Origin of the sequence: Magnetococcus marinus MC-1 (genome assembly GCF_000014865.1) — a bacterium.
In the GTDB taxonomy this organism is placed as follows: Bacteria; Pseudomonadota; Magnetococcia; order Magnetococcales; family Magnetococcaceae; genus Magnetococcus; species Magnetococcus marinus.
In genome coordinates, this window is record NC_008576.1 from 3,063,098 (window position 1) to 3,081,847 (window position 18,750).

Annotated in this window: 13 protein-coding genes and 1 pseudogene; 5 read left to right on the forward strand and 9 right to left on the reverse strand. The window is 55.6% G+C overall.

Going from position 1 to position 18,750, the window contains the following annotated elements; genetic code table 11:
• Positions 1-106: 106 nt before the first annotated feature.
• Positions 107-2,101: pseudogene (locus MMC1_RS20225) on the forward strand (methyl-accepting chemotaxis protein); the annotation flags it as partial.
• Between the two features lie 374 nt (positions 2,102-2,475).
• Here MMC1_RS20225 and MMC1_RS12295 read toward each other — a convergent pair.
• From MMC1_RS12295 to MMC1_RS12320, 6 genes are all read right to left on the reverse strand, one after another.
• A complete protein-coding gene (locus MMC1_RS12295) occupies positions 2,476-3,681 on the reverse strand; it encodes a glycosyltransferase family 4 protein (RefSeq protein ID WP_011714022.1) in 1,206 nt (401 codons plus the stop codon).
• A gap of 60 nt (positions 3,682-3,741) precedes the next feature.
• Positions 3,742-5,271: an O-antigen ligase family protein gene (locus MMC1_RS12300; RefSeq protein ID WP_011714023.1), complete on the reverse strand. Its 1,530-nt coding sequence runs from the start codon at positions 5,269-5,271 to the stop codon at positions 3,742-3,744.
• A 46-nt stretch (positions 5,272-5,317) separates the two neighbouring features.
• The gene (locus MMC1_RS12305; protein WP_011714024.1) at positions 5,318-6,073 is read right to left on the reverse strand and encodes a hypothetical protein; all 756 of its coding nucleotides are present in this window, start codon (positions 6,071-6,073) and stop codon (positions 5,318-5,320) included.
• A gap of 71 nt (positions 6,074-6,144) precedes the next feature.
• On the reverse strand, positions 6,145-8,763 hold the full coding sequence (locus MMC1_RS12310; RefSeq protein ID WP_011714025.1) for a polysaccharide biosynthesis tyrosine autokinase: 2,619 nt from the start codon (positions 8,761-8,763) through the stop codon (positions 6,145-6,147).
• A gap of 357 nt (positions 8,764-9,120) precedes the next feature.
• A complete protein-coding gene (locus tag MMC1_RS12315; RefSeq protein ID WP_011714026.1) occupies positions 9,121-9,780 on the reverse strand; it encodes an HAD family hydrolase in 660 nt (219 codons plus the stop codon).
• Complete coding sequence (locus MMC1_RS12320; RefSeq protein ID WP_227665213.1) at positions 9,780-11,360, reverse strand: GNAT family N-acetyltransferase; 1,581 nt, start codon at positions 11,358-11,360, stop codon at positions 9,780-9,782. Before MMC1_RS12320 ends, MMC1_RS12315 begins: the two co-directional genes overlap by 1 nt.
• A gap of 274 nt (positions 11,361-11,634) precedes the next feature.
• On the opposite strand from MMC1_RS12320, the gene MMC1_RS12325 reads away from it, so the two are divergent.
• From MMC1_RS12325 to pseC, 3 genes are all read left to right on the forward strand, one after another.
• A complete protein-coding gene (locus MMC1_RS12325; RefSeq protein WP_011714028.1) occupies positions 11,635-12,351 on the forward strand; it encodes an NUDIX hydrolase in 717 nt (238 codons plus the stop codon).
• Between the two features lie 176 nt (positions 12,352-12,527).
• Positions 12,528-13,562, forward strand: a complete 1,035-nt coding sequence (gene pseB / locus MMC1_RS12330) for a UDP-N-acetylglucosamine 4,6-dehydratase (inverting) (protein WP_011714029.1) — start codon at positions 12,528-12,530, stop codon at positions 13,560-13,562.
• Positions 13,559-14,764 (forward strand): UDP-4-amino-4,6-dideoxy-N-acetyl-beta-L-altrosamine transaminase, encoded by a 1,206-nt coding sequence (gene pseC / locus MMC1_RS12335; RefSeq protein ID WP_011714030.1) that lies wholly within the window; start codon positions 13,559-13,561, stop codon positions 14,762-14,764. The genes pseB and pseC overlap by 4 nt, the downstream gene beginning before the upstream one ends.
• Positions 14,765-14,798: 34 nt before the next feature.
• Here pseC and MMC1_RS12340 read toward each other — a convergent pair whose 3' ends face one another.
• From MMC1_RS12340 to MMC1_RS12350, 3 genes are all read right to left on the reverse strand, one after another.
• Complete coding sequence (locus tag MMC1_RS12340) at positions 14,799-15,803, reverse strand: lysylphosphatidylglycerol synthase transmembrane domain-containing protein (protein ID WP_011714031.1); 1,005 nt, start codon at positions 15,801-15,803, stop codon at positions 14,799-14,801.
• A 141-nt stretch (positions 15,804-15,944) separates the two neighbouring features.
• Positions 15,945-16,778: a PIG-L deacetylase family protein gene (locus MMC1_RS12345; protein WP_011714032.1), complete on the reverse strand. Its 834-nt coding sequence runs from the start codon at positions 16,776-16,778 to the stop codon at positions 15,945-15,947.
• Between the two features lie 10 nt (positions 16,779-16,788).
• Positions 16,789-17,868: a GNAT family N-acetyltransferase gene (locus tag MMC1_RS12350; protein WP_011714033.1), complete on the reverse strand. Its 1,080-nt coding sequence runs from the start codon at positions 17,866-17,868 to the stop codon at positions 16,789-16,791.
• Positions 17,869-18,007: 139 nt separating this feature from the next.
• On the opposite strand from MMC1_RS12350, the gene pseF reads away from it, so the two are divergent.
• Complete coding sequence (gene pseF, locus MMC1_RS12355) at positions 18,008-18,739, forward strand: pseudaminic acid cytidylyltransferase (protein WP_011714034.1); 732 nt, start codon at positions 18,008-18,010, stop codon at positions 18,737-18,739.
• Positions 18,740-18,750: the final 11 nt, after the last annotated feature.

Sequence of the window (18,750 nt, forward strand, 5' to 3'; positions counted from 1 at the left end):
GTACACTTGGGCTGCTTAAAAGCGTACTTTGTACGTTGCTCTATGACACGCCATTGGGTCATTGCTTTACCCGCTCATTGTTAACCCTGGCCGAGGACAGCATGCCATGTCTGTTGAAAATCTGAAAATCGGTACAAAACTTATTGCCGCATTTATGACATTGGTTACGATACTGCTCTTAGTCGGTTGGATGGGCTACGTCAACATCAACCAAGTGAAAGAGAAGACCGACGATATTGTTCATGCCTCACCCCTTATCTCTGCGGCCATGGAGATGAAACTGTCGGTGCAGTTGGATATGCAGTTAATTATGGAGTTCTTGGCCGCAGCCGATGCGGGCGAGCTCAATGAGATGTGGCAGGAACATCTGGCGGCGATTGCGCAATTTGATACTTATGCCGATGCCATTCTCAAAGGGGCCAGCACCGATAAAGGCCGCTTTTATCCCACGGCCGACACCCAACTTCGGCAAGTGGTGGAGCAGGCCGATCGCTTTCATAATCAACAGTTCCAACCTCGCCTGCTCAATATTCGCGAAAGCATGCTGCGCCTTTATGAAATCCAGACAGGCGTACAAAAGGCGCTTAAAACGTTTCAAGAGAGCTATGCACAGATCTCTGCCCTGACGGAAAAATTTGAAACCAAGGTCAAAAAACATCTCCATACGCAACTGGCTGAGGGGGTGAGTGCGGAGCAGCTTTTGGAAAAAGCGGTTCCCTGGGCCGATATGGGGATGGAGATCAAACACACCCTAGCCCAAACCCGCCTTGCGGTTGAAGCATTGGCCCAGGCAGAAGAACAAGAGCAATATAACCAGTTAAAATCCCGCTATGGAGCGACCATTCACGACTTTGATGGCTGGATTGATGCCCTACTTAAAGGGGCTAAAACGGCGGAAGGTATGGTTATGGCCATTGATCTTGCGGAGCTCAAGCCTTTGGTCGAGCAGATGGACCAATTCCATAACAGCACTGTTCAGAGCAGCGCCCAAAAGTTAATGGCGCTGCAACTGGAGCGTATGCAGCTTAACGAACAGATCGGCACCCTAGACAAAAGCGCGGATGAAGTGGGCCAACAGATGATCGAGGCTCTATCGGCGATTGAAATTTCGGTGCGTGCCTTGATCCGCAACGCCACCGAACAAGCCGAAGCCACCACCCACAGCGCCACCAACAAAACCGCAATCTCCATGGTGTTTGGCTTTTTAGTGGCCAGCCTGCTGGGGCTGCTTATAACCCGCCATATTAACATCCCTCTCCAGCGTTGCCGCACGGACCTTATGGCTATGAGCAGTGGTGATCTCAATATTCGGCATGACACCCAGCGCCGCGATGAGTTGGGAGAGTTAATGATTGGCATGGCGACCATGGCGCAAAAGCTGCGGCAGGTCATGGGCGATGTCCAGACCGCCGCCCATGAGGTCGCCAGTGGTAGCCGCGAGCTTAACAGCGCTTCACAACTGCTATCAGAGGGGGCCTCTGAACAGGCGGCCAGCATTGAGCAGACCTCTGCGGCCATGGAACAGATGGCGGCCAATATTGACCAAAACAGCCAAAACACCCTGCGTACCGAGGCCATTGCCCGCCAAGCCGCGAGCGAGGCCAAACAGGGGGGAGAGTCTGTCACGTCGGCGGTTAAAGCGATGCAACAGATCGCTGAAAAGATTCAAATTATAGAAGAAATTGCGCGTCAAACCAACCTGCTGGCCCTCAATGCTGCCATTGAAGCGGCGCGGGCTGGAGAGCATGGCAAAGGGTTTGCTGTGGTGGCCTCGGAGGTGCGCAAGCTGGCAGAGCGCAGCCAAAATGCGGCGGCAGAAATTAGCCAACTCTCCACATCGAGCGTTCGGGTTTCGGAGCAAGCGGGACAGATTATTCACACCCTGGTACCCAACATTCAGCAGACCGCCCAGCTTATTCAGACCATCACCACGGCTAACCAAGAGCAGAGCCAAGGGGCGGCCCAGATCAACACCGCCATCCAACAGTTAGATCAGGTGATTCAACGCAACGCGGGGGCCAGTGAAGAGTTGGCGGCCACCGCTGAGCAACTCTCGGCCCAAGCGGATCAGCTACAAAGCAGCATTGCCTTCTTCCGTCTAGATCCCCAACCCAGGGCGCTCTTACAGTAAACACCACAGGGCTGGCACCCGCTTTCATCGGTGGTGTCAGCCCTCCCCCCTCTTTAGCCACCCGAGGGGTACATCAGCCATAGGATTCTCTACCTCCCCACCGTCCACGCCGAGCGGCTCCATAAATTCACACCCCACACAAACCCTCGGCATGAAGGTACCCCTGCACCGCCACAGCCCTGTTTGTCCGGCCTGCAAGCCCATAGGCTTACAGGCATCGTGCAGAGCGTAACCCCACCAAGGGTTAAGAAGATTGTATGAAAGGGGTATGATGAACAGGAAAACGTCGAAAAAGGGTTAAACAACCCCTATGGGGTGCGCAACAAACAAGGCCAAAACCGCCTCTATGGGGTAAGCAACTGCTGCCACTGGCGCAGCATCGCCTGACGTGAAAAATGGGTTTCACTCAACTGGTAGGCCCGCGCCCCCATCTGCTGGCACAGCTCCGGCGCACGGCTTAAGCGCTCAATGGCCGCCAACAGTCCCGCTTTATCCTCCGGCGCGAAGACCAATCCACACTGCTGCTCCCGCACCAAAGCCCCCATTTCACCCTCAGGATCAGCCACCAACAGCACCCCCCGCCCCGCCTGTAAAATACCACACAGCTTACTGGGAAAAATCAACCCCTCCATCTCCGGTGCCAAGGAGACCAGATGCAGATCCGCCACCGCCAGGGTCAAATGCAATCTCTCTTGGGGTTGGTAGGGATGAAACTGCACCGTACGGCCCAACTGTTCCTGCACCGCCTCAGCCACCTGTGCCCGCTGCGGACCACCCCCTATAAACAGCCATTGAATGGCCTGATTTGCCGCGCTCTGCTCAATCGCCCAGATGATGCTCTCAAACCGGTGCGCACGCCCCATATTACCCGAGTAGCTCAACACAAAACGGTGATCCAACTGCCAACGGTGACGATAGGGGTTAGGCTGCGCCATATCCCTTTCTGGCTGCGGTGAAACCGACCAGTTATAGATGACATGTAGGCGTTTTTCATCCACCCCCTCCCGTTGCAGACGGGCTTTCATCCCTGCACAGATCACCACATTGGCAGTAGCCCGACGTAAAGAAAGATTGCGCAATCCCCGCAACAACGGTTGCAAACCCCGCCAGGGCAACTGGGGCAGCAGCGCCACAGCCACCTCGGGAAACAGATCCTGCACCCAATTGACCACCCGCACACGTTTAACCAGCGCCAGCAACGCCACCACCACCGAGAGCAGCGGTGGGTCGGTTTTAACCACCACCCAATCGTCACGCCGTGCCAACCACAGTAGCCGCCACGCCGCAAAAAGATAAAAACTCAGATAGTCCAACCCCCGCCCCAGCAAATGGCTGCGCCCAAACTGAAAGCCCGCCACCCGGAACACCTGCACACCATGATAGCTATCCCGCGCGGCGAGACTCTGGCCGCCCTCATAACGCTGTCGGCTGGTAATCACACACACCCGACGACCTTGCCCAGCCAGATGCTGGCTCAGATCGCTAAGCAGTTGGCTGGTGGCCGAGTGATCCGGTGCAAAGTAGCGGTTTACAAAGATGATTTGGCGCATCAACAGAGACCTTTACACAGGCACACCCAACCCACAGGCTTGGCATTGCGCGGGGTTAATTTAGAGGCTGGACGGAAGGCTCGTATAGGGTTTTAGCGTACTGCGATGGCGACGGCTTTGATGGGGCAGACGGCTGGCCACCAAACCCAACGCCAACATAATATAAAAAGTAAAAATATTGGCAGGAATCTGTAAATTAAAGTCCACCAAACCGTGCAAGAGAAGGGATAACGTCGAAACCAGCGAGGCAAACAACACACCCCGCACAAAGGGATCTTGCCGCTTGATAAAAGCCCGCGCAATACGCCCCCACAACAGCGCCACACCACTCATCCAGATAAGATATCCGATCAGCCCATAGTCGCTAATAAACTCCAGATGATCGTTGTGTACATGGTTATAAAATTTACTGATGCTCTCGGGCCGGTAGAGGGGAAAAATGACCTCAAACGAGCCGCCGCCACTGCCGAGCAAGGGGTAATCCTTAATCTTCTCTTTAACGGCCTCGTACACCACAAAACGATCCATCTCTCTATTTTGGATGGTGAGCATGCGACCCGTCAATTTTTCAAGGTTAAACCAAGCCCCCCCAACCAAGGCAATAATCAGCAAGGGAATAAACAGGCGCCGCTCCCGTTTTGAACGGTATCGACGGGCAAAGGTCAGCAAAACCACACTAAACAGCGCCACAAACAGCGCAAGGTTGCCCCCCCGGGAGAGACTCATAATCAACCCAAAGATCATAACCATGGTCAGCACCAGAATAAGCCCACGGTAGCTGCTTAGTTCATTAAGCAAGCTCTGCACTTTATCCTTGCCACTCTGTCCCATATCCCGCGCATAACGCAGCCAAGCCACCAATAGACCGATCCCCACCGGGATAGCAAACTCCAGATAACCGGCAAAATGGTTACGGTTCACAAAGGTGCCCGTTAGAAAATCTTGTTTTTCTGGTGTGCTTAATGCTTTAAACCACAGAAAAAAATAACCATCCGTATGCAGGGTAAGCAAACCAAAAAAGATTTGAAAGAGCCCCGTGACAAACAGGGTTAGCATCACCCATTTTACCCGCTCTCGACTGTTTACCAGCACCATCACCAGCCAAAAGGCGCCCAGCCAAGCCATCCACGCAATCCAGCTCTGCCAAGCCGTGAACAGGTCCACCACCAGCGGCCCATCCAAAGGCAGATTGGCAAAACGCCGCACCTCCACCCCACCAGGCGCAAGCAGCGCCAACAGTTTCTCGTGCAGCGGAATCAACCCCCACAACGGTACGATGGACCAACCCAAAAACAGCGTCACCCAAGGGCCTTCATACTCGAACTGTAAGGGCAGCAGCGCCCCCCGCCGCCATTGGCTCACAATCCACAAAAACAGCAGCAAAAAGATACTAAATTCTAGCAGATAGAGCGCCCACGGACGGTTGCTACCTAGAGGAATCGGCGCCCAAAACATCAACCCCAAAAAGGCCACAAACAGCACGCCATGGCGGCTGCCCTCGTCATGGGAGGGCTCTTCTCGATAGAGATCTGGCAATGCTTCGGGGTCATACTCCCGTGCTTCGGACTCTCGCTCTTGCGTCTCGCTCATCACTGCCTCACCCTTGTTCAGCCGCGCCCACAGTCGGGCTATTCAGCTACTGCATCCACTGCAATCTTAACTGCGGATCCTGACGGGTTAACCGCTCAATTTCATCCCAGCGACCCATTTTTTTAGCCTCGCTCAACAGTTTGTTTCGCTGCAAAGGCTTGGCAAACAAGCGATCCCCGCTGGCCTGCACCTGTTTGCGCATCTCGCTGGAGAGCTTGTCCCAGATGCGATACCCCAGCCGCACCACCCCAAGTTGTACACCCGGCTCCAAGGGGGCAAACACATTGGCCCGTTCCATATCTTTTTCAATCCCGACAACATCCTCACCCAGACGAAATTTTGCCATCGCCTGATTGACCCATGGGTAGCCCCAAGATGGACGTATCCCATTAATTTTCTGATAATAATGGATGCTTTTGCCATAGTGGGCGACACGGCGTTTTGCCGCGTTGCTGCTGGACGCCATGCGCATGTGCAGATTACCCATTTTAAACAGATAATCGGGATGATCCGGCGCCCAACGATCCGCCCTCTCCAACATGTACAGCGCATCTTTATAAACGTTGTACTGCTCACTGCGGTTGGCCGCCAAAGGCAGCTTATTCTCAAGAATTTGGTCACTCAGATAGACAAACAGCGTGCCCATACCGGCCTGGAAAGAGAGGCTCATCAACCACAGAAACACCAGCCCCCCAGCCACCACCAGCACCATACGCTGGATCGGGCTTAGGAGAGGGGAGACTGGGGTATCCTGTGTCTGTTTTTCTTTTCTGCGCGAACGTCTAGACGGCTTAGCGGACACGATAGATTATACCCTTCAGAATCGTAAACAGCAGCGCAAGGCTGGGATAGACCCCGCAACAGAGCGCGTGCCTAACGTTTGCTATCATCCCCATAGCCATAAGCCGTATAGCTGCTGCGGGAACCATAGCCGTAGCCATAACCGTAACCATAACCGTAACCGTAACCATAACGGTAGGAGCTGCCATAGTAAGAAAGCCGCTTCATATCTACCGAATTAAACACACACCCCACCACATTAATTTGGCTATGCTGCAAGCGTCTAAGCGCGTTAAGCACGGTGCCCTTATTGGCACGACTGGCCTTAACCACAAACACCACCGCATCGGACTGTTTGCCCAAAATCTGCGCATCGGTCACAATGAGTGAGGGTGGCGCATCAATGATAATACGATCATAACGCCGACATAGCTCACTCATCATATCCTTCCACAGCTGCGATGAGAGAATTTCACTGGGAAAGGCGGGGGTCGGTCCACTGGTCATAACATGCAGGCCGCTTTCGGTCTCCACAATTTGCGCCAGCAAGTTATAGATGGAGTGTTCCGTTAGCGCCACACCACCACGAGCTGGTCGTTCAAAATTCTCCAACGCCTGTCGTGGTGAGGCAAAGGAGGGAGGCAGATTATCCAACTGCACCTTTTTCTCAATGCCTTCATCCCAATCCATTAAGGGCTCAACCTTGGCCCCACCCTCGCTGTTTACCTCGGGGACCGATGACACCGGTTGCCCCTGTTCCCCTTTAGATAGGCTCCCCTGTCGCATCTCTTGAATGCCATGGGTGGTCTGCTCCACCAACTCATTCAGAAAGGCGGTCACCCCTTGGGTCTCGCTAATACCAAACACCTTACGCAAACGGGGGCGACGGAGATCGGCCTCAATCAACAAGGTACGGTCGCCCGCCTGGGTGAACGACTGGGCCATATTGATGGCCACCGTGGTTTTACCCTCTTCGGGTATGGAGGAGGTAACGGTAATAACCTGATGGGAGTTATCAATATCCGAAAACAACACCGAGGTCCGTAAACTTCGTATGGCCTCGGAATAGTTGGATTTGGGATGCCGGATCAGCATCTCTTCAGGCATCTCTTTTTTATTCCTCAATTTAAGCAAGGGCAGTAGGGCAAAAACCCGTACTTTACTCTCTGCCTCCAACTCATCCGGGGTTTTGAAGGTGTGATCCATAAATTCCAGCAAAAAGGCCAGCGCCATGCCCAATAGTGCCCCAATTAACACCGCTTTTAAGATCTTGAATTTACGCGAAGGCTGAAAACTGCGGCCAGGGACTTGCGCCTCCTCCACAATGCGGGCGTTGGCGGTCTGCATCCCCTCGCTTACATCGGTCTCTTTAAAACGCCGTAAAAACAGATCATAAAGCTGCCGGTTGGCGGCGACCTCCCGCTCTAATTTATTGAGCTGGAAGGTTTTTTTCTTATTGGAACGCATGCCTGACTTCATAGAGTCCAGCTTGCTCAACAGGGCGTTCTCTTCACGCTCTAAGGTACGATACTGCTGCTCCTGGGCAGAAATCGCATGAATGACCTCTTCGGCCACCTTTTTGTGGATCTGCTCTAACTCATTACGGGTACGGATAATACGCGGATGTTTGGCACCATAACGTTCGGTTAACTCCGCCATACTGCGCTCGACGCGATTTTGCTCCCGTTTGAGATCTTGATACACATCTGAGCCATCAATATTGACCTCATGCAGTCGGCCAGCATAGCGGCGGATAGCGGCTTGCGTCTCTGCGAGTTTGGCTTGGGCAATACGCTTACGGCTGCTCACCTGCATCTGTTCAGCCTGCACGGTCTCAATCTGCTGCATGGAAGAGCGCTGCTGTTCATCTTCCGTCCCCACCAAACCGGTTACTTCTTGATAGAGTTGCAGCTCACGTTCCGACTTCTCCAGCTGTTCACGCAGCCCCTCTAGCCGTTTGGTGAGCCAGTTGGCCGCATGCTGGGTAATCTGTAAACGCGACTCTAACTGTTGATCAATATAGGTGCGGATGATGCTGTTGGCGATGCGGGCCGCCAATTTGGGATTGGTTGAGACAAAAGAGACCTCTATGAGCTGGCTGCGCCCAACCAAGGCAGTCTGAATGCCCGCCTTGACCGCTGAGATAATGCCATTGAGCTCTGCCTCGCTCAAAGGCTGATTGCGCATGGCGCGATCTACCGCGGCATTCTCTTGTGTGCCAATATTAACGGGCAGATAGGTGCGCCATGCCTTGGGAATCCAGCGGGCTAAAATCGACTCCTGTTCGGGTTCACGCAGTCGGCTATTAAACTCTGGGGTTAGGTCCAAACGTTCGCGTTCAACCACCTCAGCGGCCAATTTGCGGCTTTGAATCAGCTGTAATTGGGTTGCAAAATAGTCTCGCCCGGAAGAGTCCACCCCATAGAGATCCTCAATGGAAATCAGTTTAGAGCTCTTTTGCTCCAACAGTAGGGTGGCCGTGGCGCGATAACGCGGGGCCTCAGAATAGATATTCATCACCATAGGCAGTGCCACGATGAGGGTCACAAATAAAATTTGCCATTTACGCCGTAGAAAAATAGAGAGCAGCCGACCAAAGCTCAGCACATTCTCTTCATTTTCTGGCTGGCTATTTGGCATGCCCGGTAATCCGGACGCTCCAAGCAAGGGTAATTCAGGACGCATCGCAGCAGGACGTTCTCTATCTTTCATAGCTTTCGCTCAAACCATCACGCTAGAATGGAGCACCAATCACTGGAGCTTAAAGGGAATGACACCTACAAAAACAAAGAGGTAGACTATCTCTTCCCGTTGATTATTGCATAGAGACCAGACAGGATGCACAAGTTATCTTTGGCTCCACCACGATGTGGCCATGACCATCCACCAACATCCTTAGCCCCCCCTCTTTCAGACCATCTTGACCAACGGGCGGGCACAGCAAGCCATCGACGAGACAAAAAAGATAATGCAAAAAACATGCTCAGCTGCCCTTGCCCCCTACCAGCCATACGCTGCACCCCCCACCACCACGGACCATCAAGGCGCCCCCTGTAAAGAAGCCTCGGTTTAGCCTTGGGGTAGGGCCAACACACCCTCGTCAAGCAATGCAGCAAAATGGGGAATAAGGCTCAGCTTACCATCCATCCCCTCCAGGGATGCAGGGATTTGCTTGGCCAACAATAAGGTTTTCACCCCCGCAGCCAGGGCCGCCGTTGCCCCCTGCACACTATCTTCCACCGCCAAACAGTGTTGGGGCACCGCCCCGCTCAGGGCCAACGCCCGCAGATAGGGTTCCGCATGGGGTTTGCCATGCTGGACATCATCCCCCCCCACCACCCCCGCAATCCAACCGCTCAGGCCGACCTGTTGCAACCACGCCAAAGCGTGCGACCGACTGCTGGAAGTCACCACCCACACCTGCCAGCCCGCTTGGTTGGCCCGCTGCAACACCTGCTCCGCACCGTCGGCGGCTAAAATCTGTTGTGGAGCCTCTTTTAACAGGTCGCTATAGCGCTGTTGCAGCGCTTCTACCGATCCGGGCAGTCCATAGGTCTGTTGCAGTATGGCGCAGATTTCCCGCAAGGGTGGACCATTGAGGCGTTGAAACTCCGTCTCACAACCCTGCACCCCAAAGTGGGCCAAAAAAGCCCCATAGATAGCACGCATAACTGGCAGACTGTCGGCCAGTGTACCATCCAAGTCCAAGCAGAGCGCCGGTTGTGCCATTACCCCCAATCCCCGAGCTGCACGCCCTGCCCTGCTGGGATGGCACGCTGGGCAATCCGGCCCTGCATCTGCTCCAATAGCCGGGGATGCACCCCCAGCGGCTGCTGTCCTGGGCGCAAAATGGCGATATTATGCCCCTCTAACAGGGCTTCTCCTGGGGCGATATCCTGCAAGGCCTGCACCCCGCGTCGGGCAAAGGCGGCCAGCTCCTGCTCCTGAGGTTGCACCTGTTTAATGCCATCCCCCCGCACCTCTTCGGCCTCACGAATGCGACGCACCATCTGGGTTAACTCGTCTGCGGTAATGGCAAAACTATGATCGGGACCCGGCAGGGCATTGTGCAGGGTATAGTGTTTTTCAATACAACGCGCCCCCTGGGCCACCGCCGCCACCGGGGCGGTGATGGGGTCGCGGCTATGATCGGAGAGCCCCACACTGACCCCATAACGCCGCTGTAACCAAGGCAGCACCGCACTGTTAACCGTGGCCAAGGGGGCCGGATATTTTGCGGTACATTGCAGCAGACAAAGATCACGCCCCCCCTGGCTATGGTAGCGTTCCACCGCCCAGGCAATATCCTCTGCACGAGAGGCCCCCGTAGAGAGCAATAGGGGCTTGCCAGAGTTGGCCGCCAGATCCAACAGCCGCAGATGGCTGATTTCGTACGAAGCGATTTTATGCAGGGGCACCCAGGGGTCAATCGCTTGAAAATCCTCAACAGAAAAACCGGTTGAGAGAAATTGAATGCCCGCTTTTTTACAATACCCGGCCAGATCCTCTATCATGCTATAGGGCATGGCCAGATCGGCAAAAATATCGCGAATATCCTGTTTAATGCCCGACTCGGCCAAGTAGTTGGATTGACCCGCGTTGGCCACATAGACCTTTTCTGGGCGATAGGTTTGAAATTTAACGGCATCGGCCCCGCTGACCACGGCGGCATCAATAAGCGCCTTACCCATGGCCAGATCCCGCGCTGGATGCCCCATACGCCAATTGGAACCGGCCTCGGCAATAATATAAACCCCCTGCTGCCGCCAAAATGGGCTGGTTAAATCCTCCACAAAGCGAAAGATGGCGACCCGCTCTCCGGTATCGGCGACGGTTTTGCTGCTCTCCCCCAAAAAACGATAACCTGCTTTTTCAAAGACCCGTGCCGAGACCCCATTGTTGGCTCGCACCTCGGCCACCACGCTGTCGATGCCCAACCCTTTAAGATGGCGCGAGGCCGCCCGCAGAATGGGCACCGCCAACCCCTGCCCACGCCACTGGGGCGCTACATTGATCGAGATATCCACACAACGCCCACCTAGACCCAACGGGTGCTGCGGGGTGTGGGTAAAGCGCAAAAAAGCCACCCGCTGCCCCTGCCACAGCGCAAACAGCGGGGAGACCGTTTCATCAAAATAGCGATCCCGATATTCGGGCCAAAAGTGCGCCCACTGCTTGGGCGCTTGGTGATAGGAGGCCGCCAAAGTGGTGGCATCGTTCCGCCAAGCCATGACCAACTGCCCATGGCTCTCCACAGGCAGTGAAACCTCAAACGAAATAGCGTCGGTTGTCGGAACGGCTCTCTGCACGGCATACTCTCTAATTGTTGAAGCTCAAGGCAAACATCAAGAGGGTGCAGGCCTGGTAATGCGCACCCATCTCTGAGCATAAAACCGCTTACCCAGGCGTGATTTTCGCTGACGCAGGTGGGTTTATTCCATCCGCGCCGCTATGGTAGCATAGCCCTTCTAGCAGGGACAAGCGCGGCCCCCACCGGTTGGCTTGATCTGCAAACCCCACGTTTGCGGCCACGACATCCGCGACTTACCACAGATTATCAGCCTATGTACGAAAGAGCGCCGTATGGCCCCAAGCTTTACCACCACCTCTTTTAGCAAGCCCCCGGCGCTGGTGCTGGGGCCTGACTATTGTTGCCCCCCCGCCCTGCAACAACCGGTGGATGCCCTATGGGCAGAGCAAAAGCAGCAACGGGGCGAGCGCCTAACCGATGGCACCCTCTACCATCTGGCGGAAATCGCTCCGCATCAGCTTATTCTGCAAAGCACCCGCTACCGCTACTATGTCGCCCGCTTAGAGCGGCCCCACTGGGTTGAAGAGGGACTCACCATCCAGCCTCTCGCGGTGACGGGTCTGCTGAGCTGCGCCGATGGGATTGTGTTGGGGCAGCGCGGCGGGCAGGTTATCACCAATCCCGGCTACTGGGAGCTCTCCCCGGCGGGCGGTCTGAACCAAGCCGACCCCATCGCGGTCCTCTACGAGGAGCTGCACGAAGAGTTGGGTTTATCCCCCGCCATGTGTGATGAACCGCAATTGATCGGCCTGTTGGGCAATCCAGACAACGGCGTGCATGACCTGCTCTATCGGCTGCACACCCCCCTGCCTGGGCAGGCCATTCGCACCCATCAACAGCAACAGGGCAGTGATGAATATGGGGCATTGCGGATTCTTGCCCCCACCGATTTACCCCGCTTTCTCCAACAAAACCGGCAACAACTGGTACCCGAACTGCTGCCCATGCTCCAATTGGCGAAGCTGCTACCAGGGGACTTTGTGCTTTAAGCGGGTTGTTGCACAACCCTCTTTGTCAACCGGGCATGCTTTCCGCTATACTGCGTGGCAATCCAGACCAAAGGTGTTGGTCCGACCGTCCATTTGCCAAAGGGGTGCCCAACCAAGCCGCCCCTGATCTTTCTCCACCCGGAAAAGATCCCTGTTGATAGAGTGAGCCCATAACGATGCCAAATCCCATCATTCGCCCCTTTGACCATGATATTGATCTTAACGGCCAATCCATCTTGGTCACGGGCGGCACCGGCTCCTTTGGGCGCCATTTTATCAAGCATGTGTTGCAACACTTCAAACCCAAGCGCTTGATCATCTACTCCCGCGATGAGCTCAAGCAGTATGAGATGCAAACCGATCCCGCCTTTATGGGCCATAAATGCCTGCGCTTTTTTATTGGCGATGTGCGGGATCGTGCCCGTCTGGAAAGCGCCCTGCGCGAAGTGGATTATGTTATCCACGCCGCCGCCCTTAAACAGGTGCCCACCGCCGAATATAACCCCATGGAGTGCATCCATACCAATGTCATGGGGGCAGAAAATGTGGTGCAAGCCTCGTTAGCCAACGGCATCAAGCGGGTTATTGCACTCTCCACCGACAAGGCCGCCAACCCCATCAATCTGTATGGGGCCAGCAAACTCGCCTCGGACAAAATTTTTGTGGCCGCCAACCATTTGAGTGGCAGCATTGGCACCCGTTTTTCGGTGGTGCGCTATGGCAACGTGGTGGGTTCCCGTGGTTCGGTGGTGCCGCTGTTTCAGCGGTTGGTGGCGGAGGGCGTGACCGAACTGCCCATTACCGACATCCGCATGACCCGCTTCTGGATCACCCTGGAGCAGGGGGTTAATTTTGTGCTCTCCAGTCTGGCCATCATGCGCGGGGGTGAGGTGTTCATCCCCAAAATCCCCAGCATGCGGGTGGTGGATTTGGCCACCGCCTTAGCCCCCAACACCCCCCACAAGGTGGTGGGCATTCGCCCTGGCGAAAAGCTGCATGAGGTGATGATTACCGAAGATGATGCCCGTAACACCGTGGACCTCGATGATCGCTATGTTATCGAACCCACCGTAGTCGAGTGGTCCCGCCGCTCTTTTCTACTGGATGACGGGAAGCCGGTGGATGAAGCCTTTAGCTATACCAGCGATAGCAACACAGAGTGGCTCGACCGTGAAAATCTCTTCACCATGTTGGCACAGAGCGGCAAATGAACCCAGAGCGCCCCTTTCTTCCTTACGGTCGGCAAACCATTGAGGCGGATGATGTTGAAGCCGTAAGCCAAGTGCTTCTCGGGGATTGGCTCACCGGTGGTCCCAGCGTGACCGCTTTTGAGCAAGCCCTCGCCGCGCAGGTTGAAGCCCCCCATGCCGTGGCGTGTGCCAATGGCACGGCTGCCCTCCATTTGGCCATGCTGGCCCTAGGCATTGGCCCGGGGGATGCGGTGATTGTGCCCACCCTCACCTTTTTAGCCACCGCCAATGCCGCACGTTTTGTCGGGGCCGAGGTGATTTTTGCGGATGTGGATCCCCATACGGGTTTGCTGGGGGATGCCACCTTTGCCCAAGCGCTTCAACGGGCAGGGGAGCGCCCGGTACGGGCGGTTATACCGGTCCACCTTAACGGCCAACTCTGCCCAGAGTTGGCGCAGATCGCCCAACGGGCCAAAGCCCTTGGCATTGCGGTGGTCGAGGATGCCTGTCACGCCCTGGGCAGTCGTCACCATGGGCCACAGGGCTATCTGGCGGGGGCGTGCCGCCATTCGGAGATGACGGTTTTCTCGTTTCATCCCGTTAAAACCATTGCCATGGGTGAAGGGGGGGCCATCACCACCCACAACCCACAACTGGCGGAGCGGCTGCAATCCTACCGCAACCATGGCATGAGCCGAGATCCAGAGCACTTTACCCAACCCCATGAAGCGCGGGATGCCCAAGGTGAGCTCAACCCTTGGTACTATGAAATGACGGAACCCGGCTTTAACTACCGAGCCAGTGACCTGCATTGCGCCTTGGGGTTAAGCCAACTGCACAAGCTTGGGCGTTTTGTCGCCGCCCGTCAGCAACTGGCCACCCTCTACCACCATAAATTGGCGGCGCTGGCCCCCATCCTCACCCCGATTCCAATGGTTGAGGGGGCAGATCCCGCTCTGCACCTGTTTGCGGTGTGGATTGATTTTGAGCAATTGGGTATGAGCCGTGGGGCGCTCATGCAAGCCCTTAAAGCCAAGGGCATTGGCACCCAGGTTCACTATCTGCCGGTGCATCGTCAACCCTATTATCGGCGGTTGGGCAGCATTGACCTGCCCGGTGCGGATGCCTATTACCAGGGCTGCCTCTCTCTACCCTTCTACCCCAGCTTGCAGGAGGGCGACCTAGATCGGGTGGTGCAAGCGTTGGCGGAACTCTGGCCCTGACACCCCGTCGAGAGCCTCCCGAACAGAGGCCCCATCAAGCCGGCATCTTTTCCTGCATAACCGCTTGCACCCGGCTGCGATAGATCAAATAAATGACGGCGCCGGGCAGTGAACAGAGTGCGCTCAAAATCCGAAAGGCCAGATAGAGCGAGGCGTAACCAAACACCGCCCCACCACCATCCAACATACGGCAAACTTGGTCAAAGGCCGCCTCCCCTACCCCCAAACCACCAGGAGAGACCGGCAGCAACGAGGCGATCCATGCCCAAGGGGCGGCAAACATATAGTCCAGAGGCTGCAAGGGGGCGAGGGGCACCATCACCCGAGCAAATAAAATAAAGGTCCCTATAATCAAAACATGCATCACCATAGAGAGCAGCAGCACGGTTATCAAGGTGCCGATATTTTGCCGGTAGATGCGCACCGCCAACACCATGCGTTTAATGATCTCATAGAGTGGCCCTTGCAGCTCACCCTGCACAATACGCTGGAAAAAGGGGACCCGTCGAGCCAGTCGATAGAGCACCACCAGCACTATCGGGGCAATTGTGATGGAGCTGGCACTCACCCCCCACAGACCGCGCAAGACCGGTTCACGTAGCAGGCTCTCCTGCTGAAAAAGCCCGACCACGGTGCCCATGCAAAAGATGGAAAACAGCGCCACAAACCGGTCTGTAAAGACTGAAATCGCACCTTCGGTACGTTTTTCTGGGGCACTTTTAAAGGTGTAACCCAGACGAATCAGATCCGCACTCAGGATACCACCGGGCATAAAGGTGGTAAAAAAATTGGTAATAAAGACAATCTGCACCACCGCGCCAAAGCCCATATTGATCTGTTTAATCCGCAGCAACAGCCACCACCGCAGCGAGGCCACCATAAAGGCCAACAGGGTCAACAGCACCGCCAGCAGCAGGATAAAGGGGGTATGCATCAGCACCGGCATGGCCGCCAGATCCAGCTTATCCTCCCGTACCAACCATAGGATAGCGCCACTGGCGACGGCGATCTTAACCATCATAAAAAACAGCTTTTGCATGCCGTTTGATCCACTTTACCGTTAAGAGTCGGGCGCGGGTTTTGCGCCAAGCCCAGGTTTTACCACGAACACTTTGCTTTCGTGGAACATGCAAGAACCATACACGCTACGCTGAAGGCGGCGACTTATAGGGGAATCGCGTTAAAAATAGCGAGGATTTTGATAGACTTTACAAGGATCACGCAGATAGCGTCGGCAAAGCTGCACATACTCCCCCAGGGGCAGATTAAAAAAGCTCTCCACATAGGCCGGTTGGCCAGCAGTGGCGATAAAACGACTGTTCCAGGCGTTCATCCCCAACGCGAAGTGCCCCCAATCCCGCTGCTGCATTTGGGAGTGGTAGAGCGCAATCGCCGCCCGCTTTTGGGCAGATTGTGCGGTAATGTCAATGACGATATTGCTTATAATGGCGGTATAGATCTGGTAGGCCCACAGGTCGAGGGTGGGACTTAGCAGACCCTCTTCATGGGCCACCATCAGTAGTTCATTGGCACGCCGGTGGTCATCATGATCATCCAGCACAAAGGTGGTTAGCAGCCGTTGCGGCGCAAAGCCATTAATCACCGCCGCCAACTGCTGCGCCGCTTGGGCATGGGCGGGAATGGCATCCGCCAGCCAGCCCATAAAGTGACACTGAAAACCCACCTGTGCCGCCACCTGTTGGGCTTCGGCCTCGCGGATGGCGCACGCATCGGCAGAGCCTGAGCTTAGATAGACCACCAAAATCTCAGCCCCCCGCGCCTTGGCCAGCAATAGGGAACCACCAGGGCCGATCATCTCATCATCGGGATGGGGGGCGATCACCACCAAGCGCTGGCCTGGCAATCCATCCAACTGGATCGGTTTCAGGTTGCGTTTAAAGCGCAAGGTTGCCACCGCATCGGCGGCGCTTTGCAGATCCTCCAGCGCCAACCAATCCTTGATGAAAAAACGGTAACGTTTGCGGGTAAACAGCAGCGTTTTGAGACGCGCCATGGCAGGCTCCTTAAAACAGCCGTTTAAGCAGCGGCTTTAATGCCAGCATAGCCGCCGTCGGGGTGCGAAAATGGTGCAAAAACAGCCGATAGCTCTCAAAATGTCCGGTCGCCCAGCGCTGTTTGTAGGGTTCGTCCCCAGAGAGAAAGTTAAGCATACCCCCCTCACCCTGATTGAAGAGTTGGGCGATAAAGAGGTAGAGATGGGTTTTACCTGGGCTCAATTTGGCCAGCTTTTGCGCATAGACGGTACTAAAAAAGTCCACCTGCCCACCCCGTGGAAACCAGAGGATCATGTTGATAATCTCGCCATCCAAGCTAAGCAGCGAGAGGCGGCTCTGCCCCCCCAATGTCGCCCTAATATAAGCAAACCAAAGATCCACCTTCGCCTGCTCCGCCCCGTGGCTATAGTTGGCCCGGAAAAAGCGTTCGGCCTCTTCCAGGGGCGCTTGTGTGGTAATGCTTTCGCAACGCAAATCCCCCATGCTTTCCAAGCGGCGCTGCTCATAACGCAGCAATTTACGGTATTTGTTGGAGTGCAGGCGCTCCATGAGCGCATCCAAACCCTCCTCGGCCTGCCAGTGCAGATAGAGGTTAAGGGATGTCCGCTGGTGCTGCCAGCCACAGCGATCACGCAGCAGACTCTCTACCCCACCCTGCCACAGCAATGATGGAAAAAAGGCCATGCTAAAGGCGGCGCGGTGTTCGCACAGCGCCGCAGCCAGGGCGCTCTGGATTGCGGGTTGTACTGCTAGGTAAGGGGTATGAATATAGGGGGCCACATAATCCGAATACTCTTGACCAAACCCTTGTAAACGCCACCCCAGGGAGCGTTTACTCAACAGCAAGGGCCACCAACCGGCGATCTGACCCGCCCCATCGCGCACCAGCACGATAAAGGGGCGGGAACCCCGCGCTTGTTCCATATATTGCCAAGCCAGCGCAACCCATACCGGTTGGTTGTTATAATAGGCTGTGGCATTGTGCTGCCAAGGCTGCTGCGCGACCACGCTATGGGTAATCTGCACAAAGCTATTTACCTCGCGCACGATCTCCACGCTAAAAACCTGTTGGGGGGTTAGGGTCTGCATCAGGCGCCCAATCCTTTATGATGAGCCAAAACGACCTACAGCATACCTTGCTGCACACACACTGTCATGGTGGACTTTTTCCTAAGCTTTACGCCATAGTTGGGCAGCTTATTCCCTTTTGACTCGGTAGGAACGCCCCATGACCCATGGAATCGACCACCCCGCTCCCCTCTGCATCATTCCCGCGCGGGGGGGTAGCAAGCGCATACCCCGCAAAAACATTCGCCCCTTTATGGGCAAACCGTTGATTGCTTACAGCATTGAAGCAGCCTTGGCCACCGGGCTGTTTGCGCAGGTGGTGGTCTCTACCGATGATGCAGAGATCGCCCAAGTGGCCCAACACTATGGCGCGGCGGTACCCTTTATGCGACCGGCCCCTTTGGCCGATGATTTTACCACCACCGCCGATGTACTGCTGCACGCCCTGCACAGTTTGGGCGGCGCTCAGCAGCACCCGGCGCTCTGCTGCATCTATCCCACCGCGCCGCTGTTGCAACCCCAAGATCTGCGGGAGGCTTGGCAGCTCTTTCTTCAAAAACAGGCCCATACGGTGATGAGTGTCACCACCTTTGCTTTTCCCATTCAACGGGCGTTACGGGTCGAGCCCCACAGCGGCCAGTTGCAGATGATACAGCCCCAGCACCGAACCACCCGCAGCAACGATCTGGAAGAGGCCTACCACGACGCCGGGCAGTTCTACTGGCTGAATAGTGCGGCGTTGGTGGCATCGGGGCAGATTTATGGTGCCACCTGCTACCCACAGCGTTTGCCCCGCTATCGGGTGCAGGATCTGGACACCCTAGAGGATTGGACCCAAGCCGAGCTGCTTTACCAACTCCTTGAGCAGCGCCAGCGGCAGCCAAGCCCTTAACCGCCACCCTT

Coding starts and splice junctions, on each gene's coding strand:
- MMC1_RS12295 (WP_011714022.1), bottom strand. CDS start 3,681: ATGCGCCAAATCATCTTTGTAAACCGCTACTTTGCACCGGATCACTCG.
- MMC1_RS12300 (WP_011714023.1), bottom strand. CDS start 5,271: ATGAGCGAGACGCAAGAGCGAGAGTCCGAAGCACGGGAGTATGACCCC.
- MMC1_RS12310 (WP_011714025.1), bottom strand. CDS start 8,763: ATGAAAGATAGAGAACGTCCTGCTGCGATGCGTCCTGAATTACCCTTG.
- MMC1_RS12315 (WP_011714026.1), bottom strand. CDS start 9,780: ATGGCACAACCGGCGCTCTGCTTGGACTTGGATGGTACACTGGCCGAC.
- MMC1_RS12325 (WP_011714028.1), top strand. CDS start 11,635: ATGGCCCCAAGCTTTACCACCACCTCTTTTAGCAAGCCCCCGGCGCTG.
- pseB (WP_011714029.1), top strand. CDS start 12,528: ATGCCAAATCCCATCATTCGCCCCTTTGACCATGATATTGATCTTAAC.
- pseC (WP_011714030.1), top strand. CDS start 13,559: ATGAACCCAGAGCGCCCCTTTCTTCCTTACGGTCGGCAAACCATTGAG.
- MMC1_RS12340 (WP_011714031.1), bottom strand. CDS start 15,803: ATGCAAAAGCTGTTTTTTATGATGGTTAAGATCGCCGTCGCCAGTGGC.
- MMC1_RS12345 (WP_011714032.1), bottom strand. CDS start 16,778: ATGGCGCGTCTCAAAACGCTGCTGTTTACCCGCAAACGTTACCGTTTT.
- MMC1_RS12350 (WP_011714033.1), bottom strand. CDS start 17,868: ATGCAGACCCTAACCCCCCAACAGGTTTTTAGCGTGGAGATCGTGCGC.
- pseF (WP_011714034.1), top strand. CDS start 18,008: ATGACCCATGGAATCGACCACCCCGCTCCCCTCTGCATCATTCCCGCG.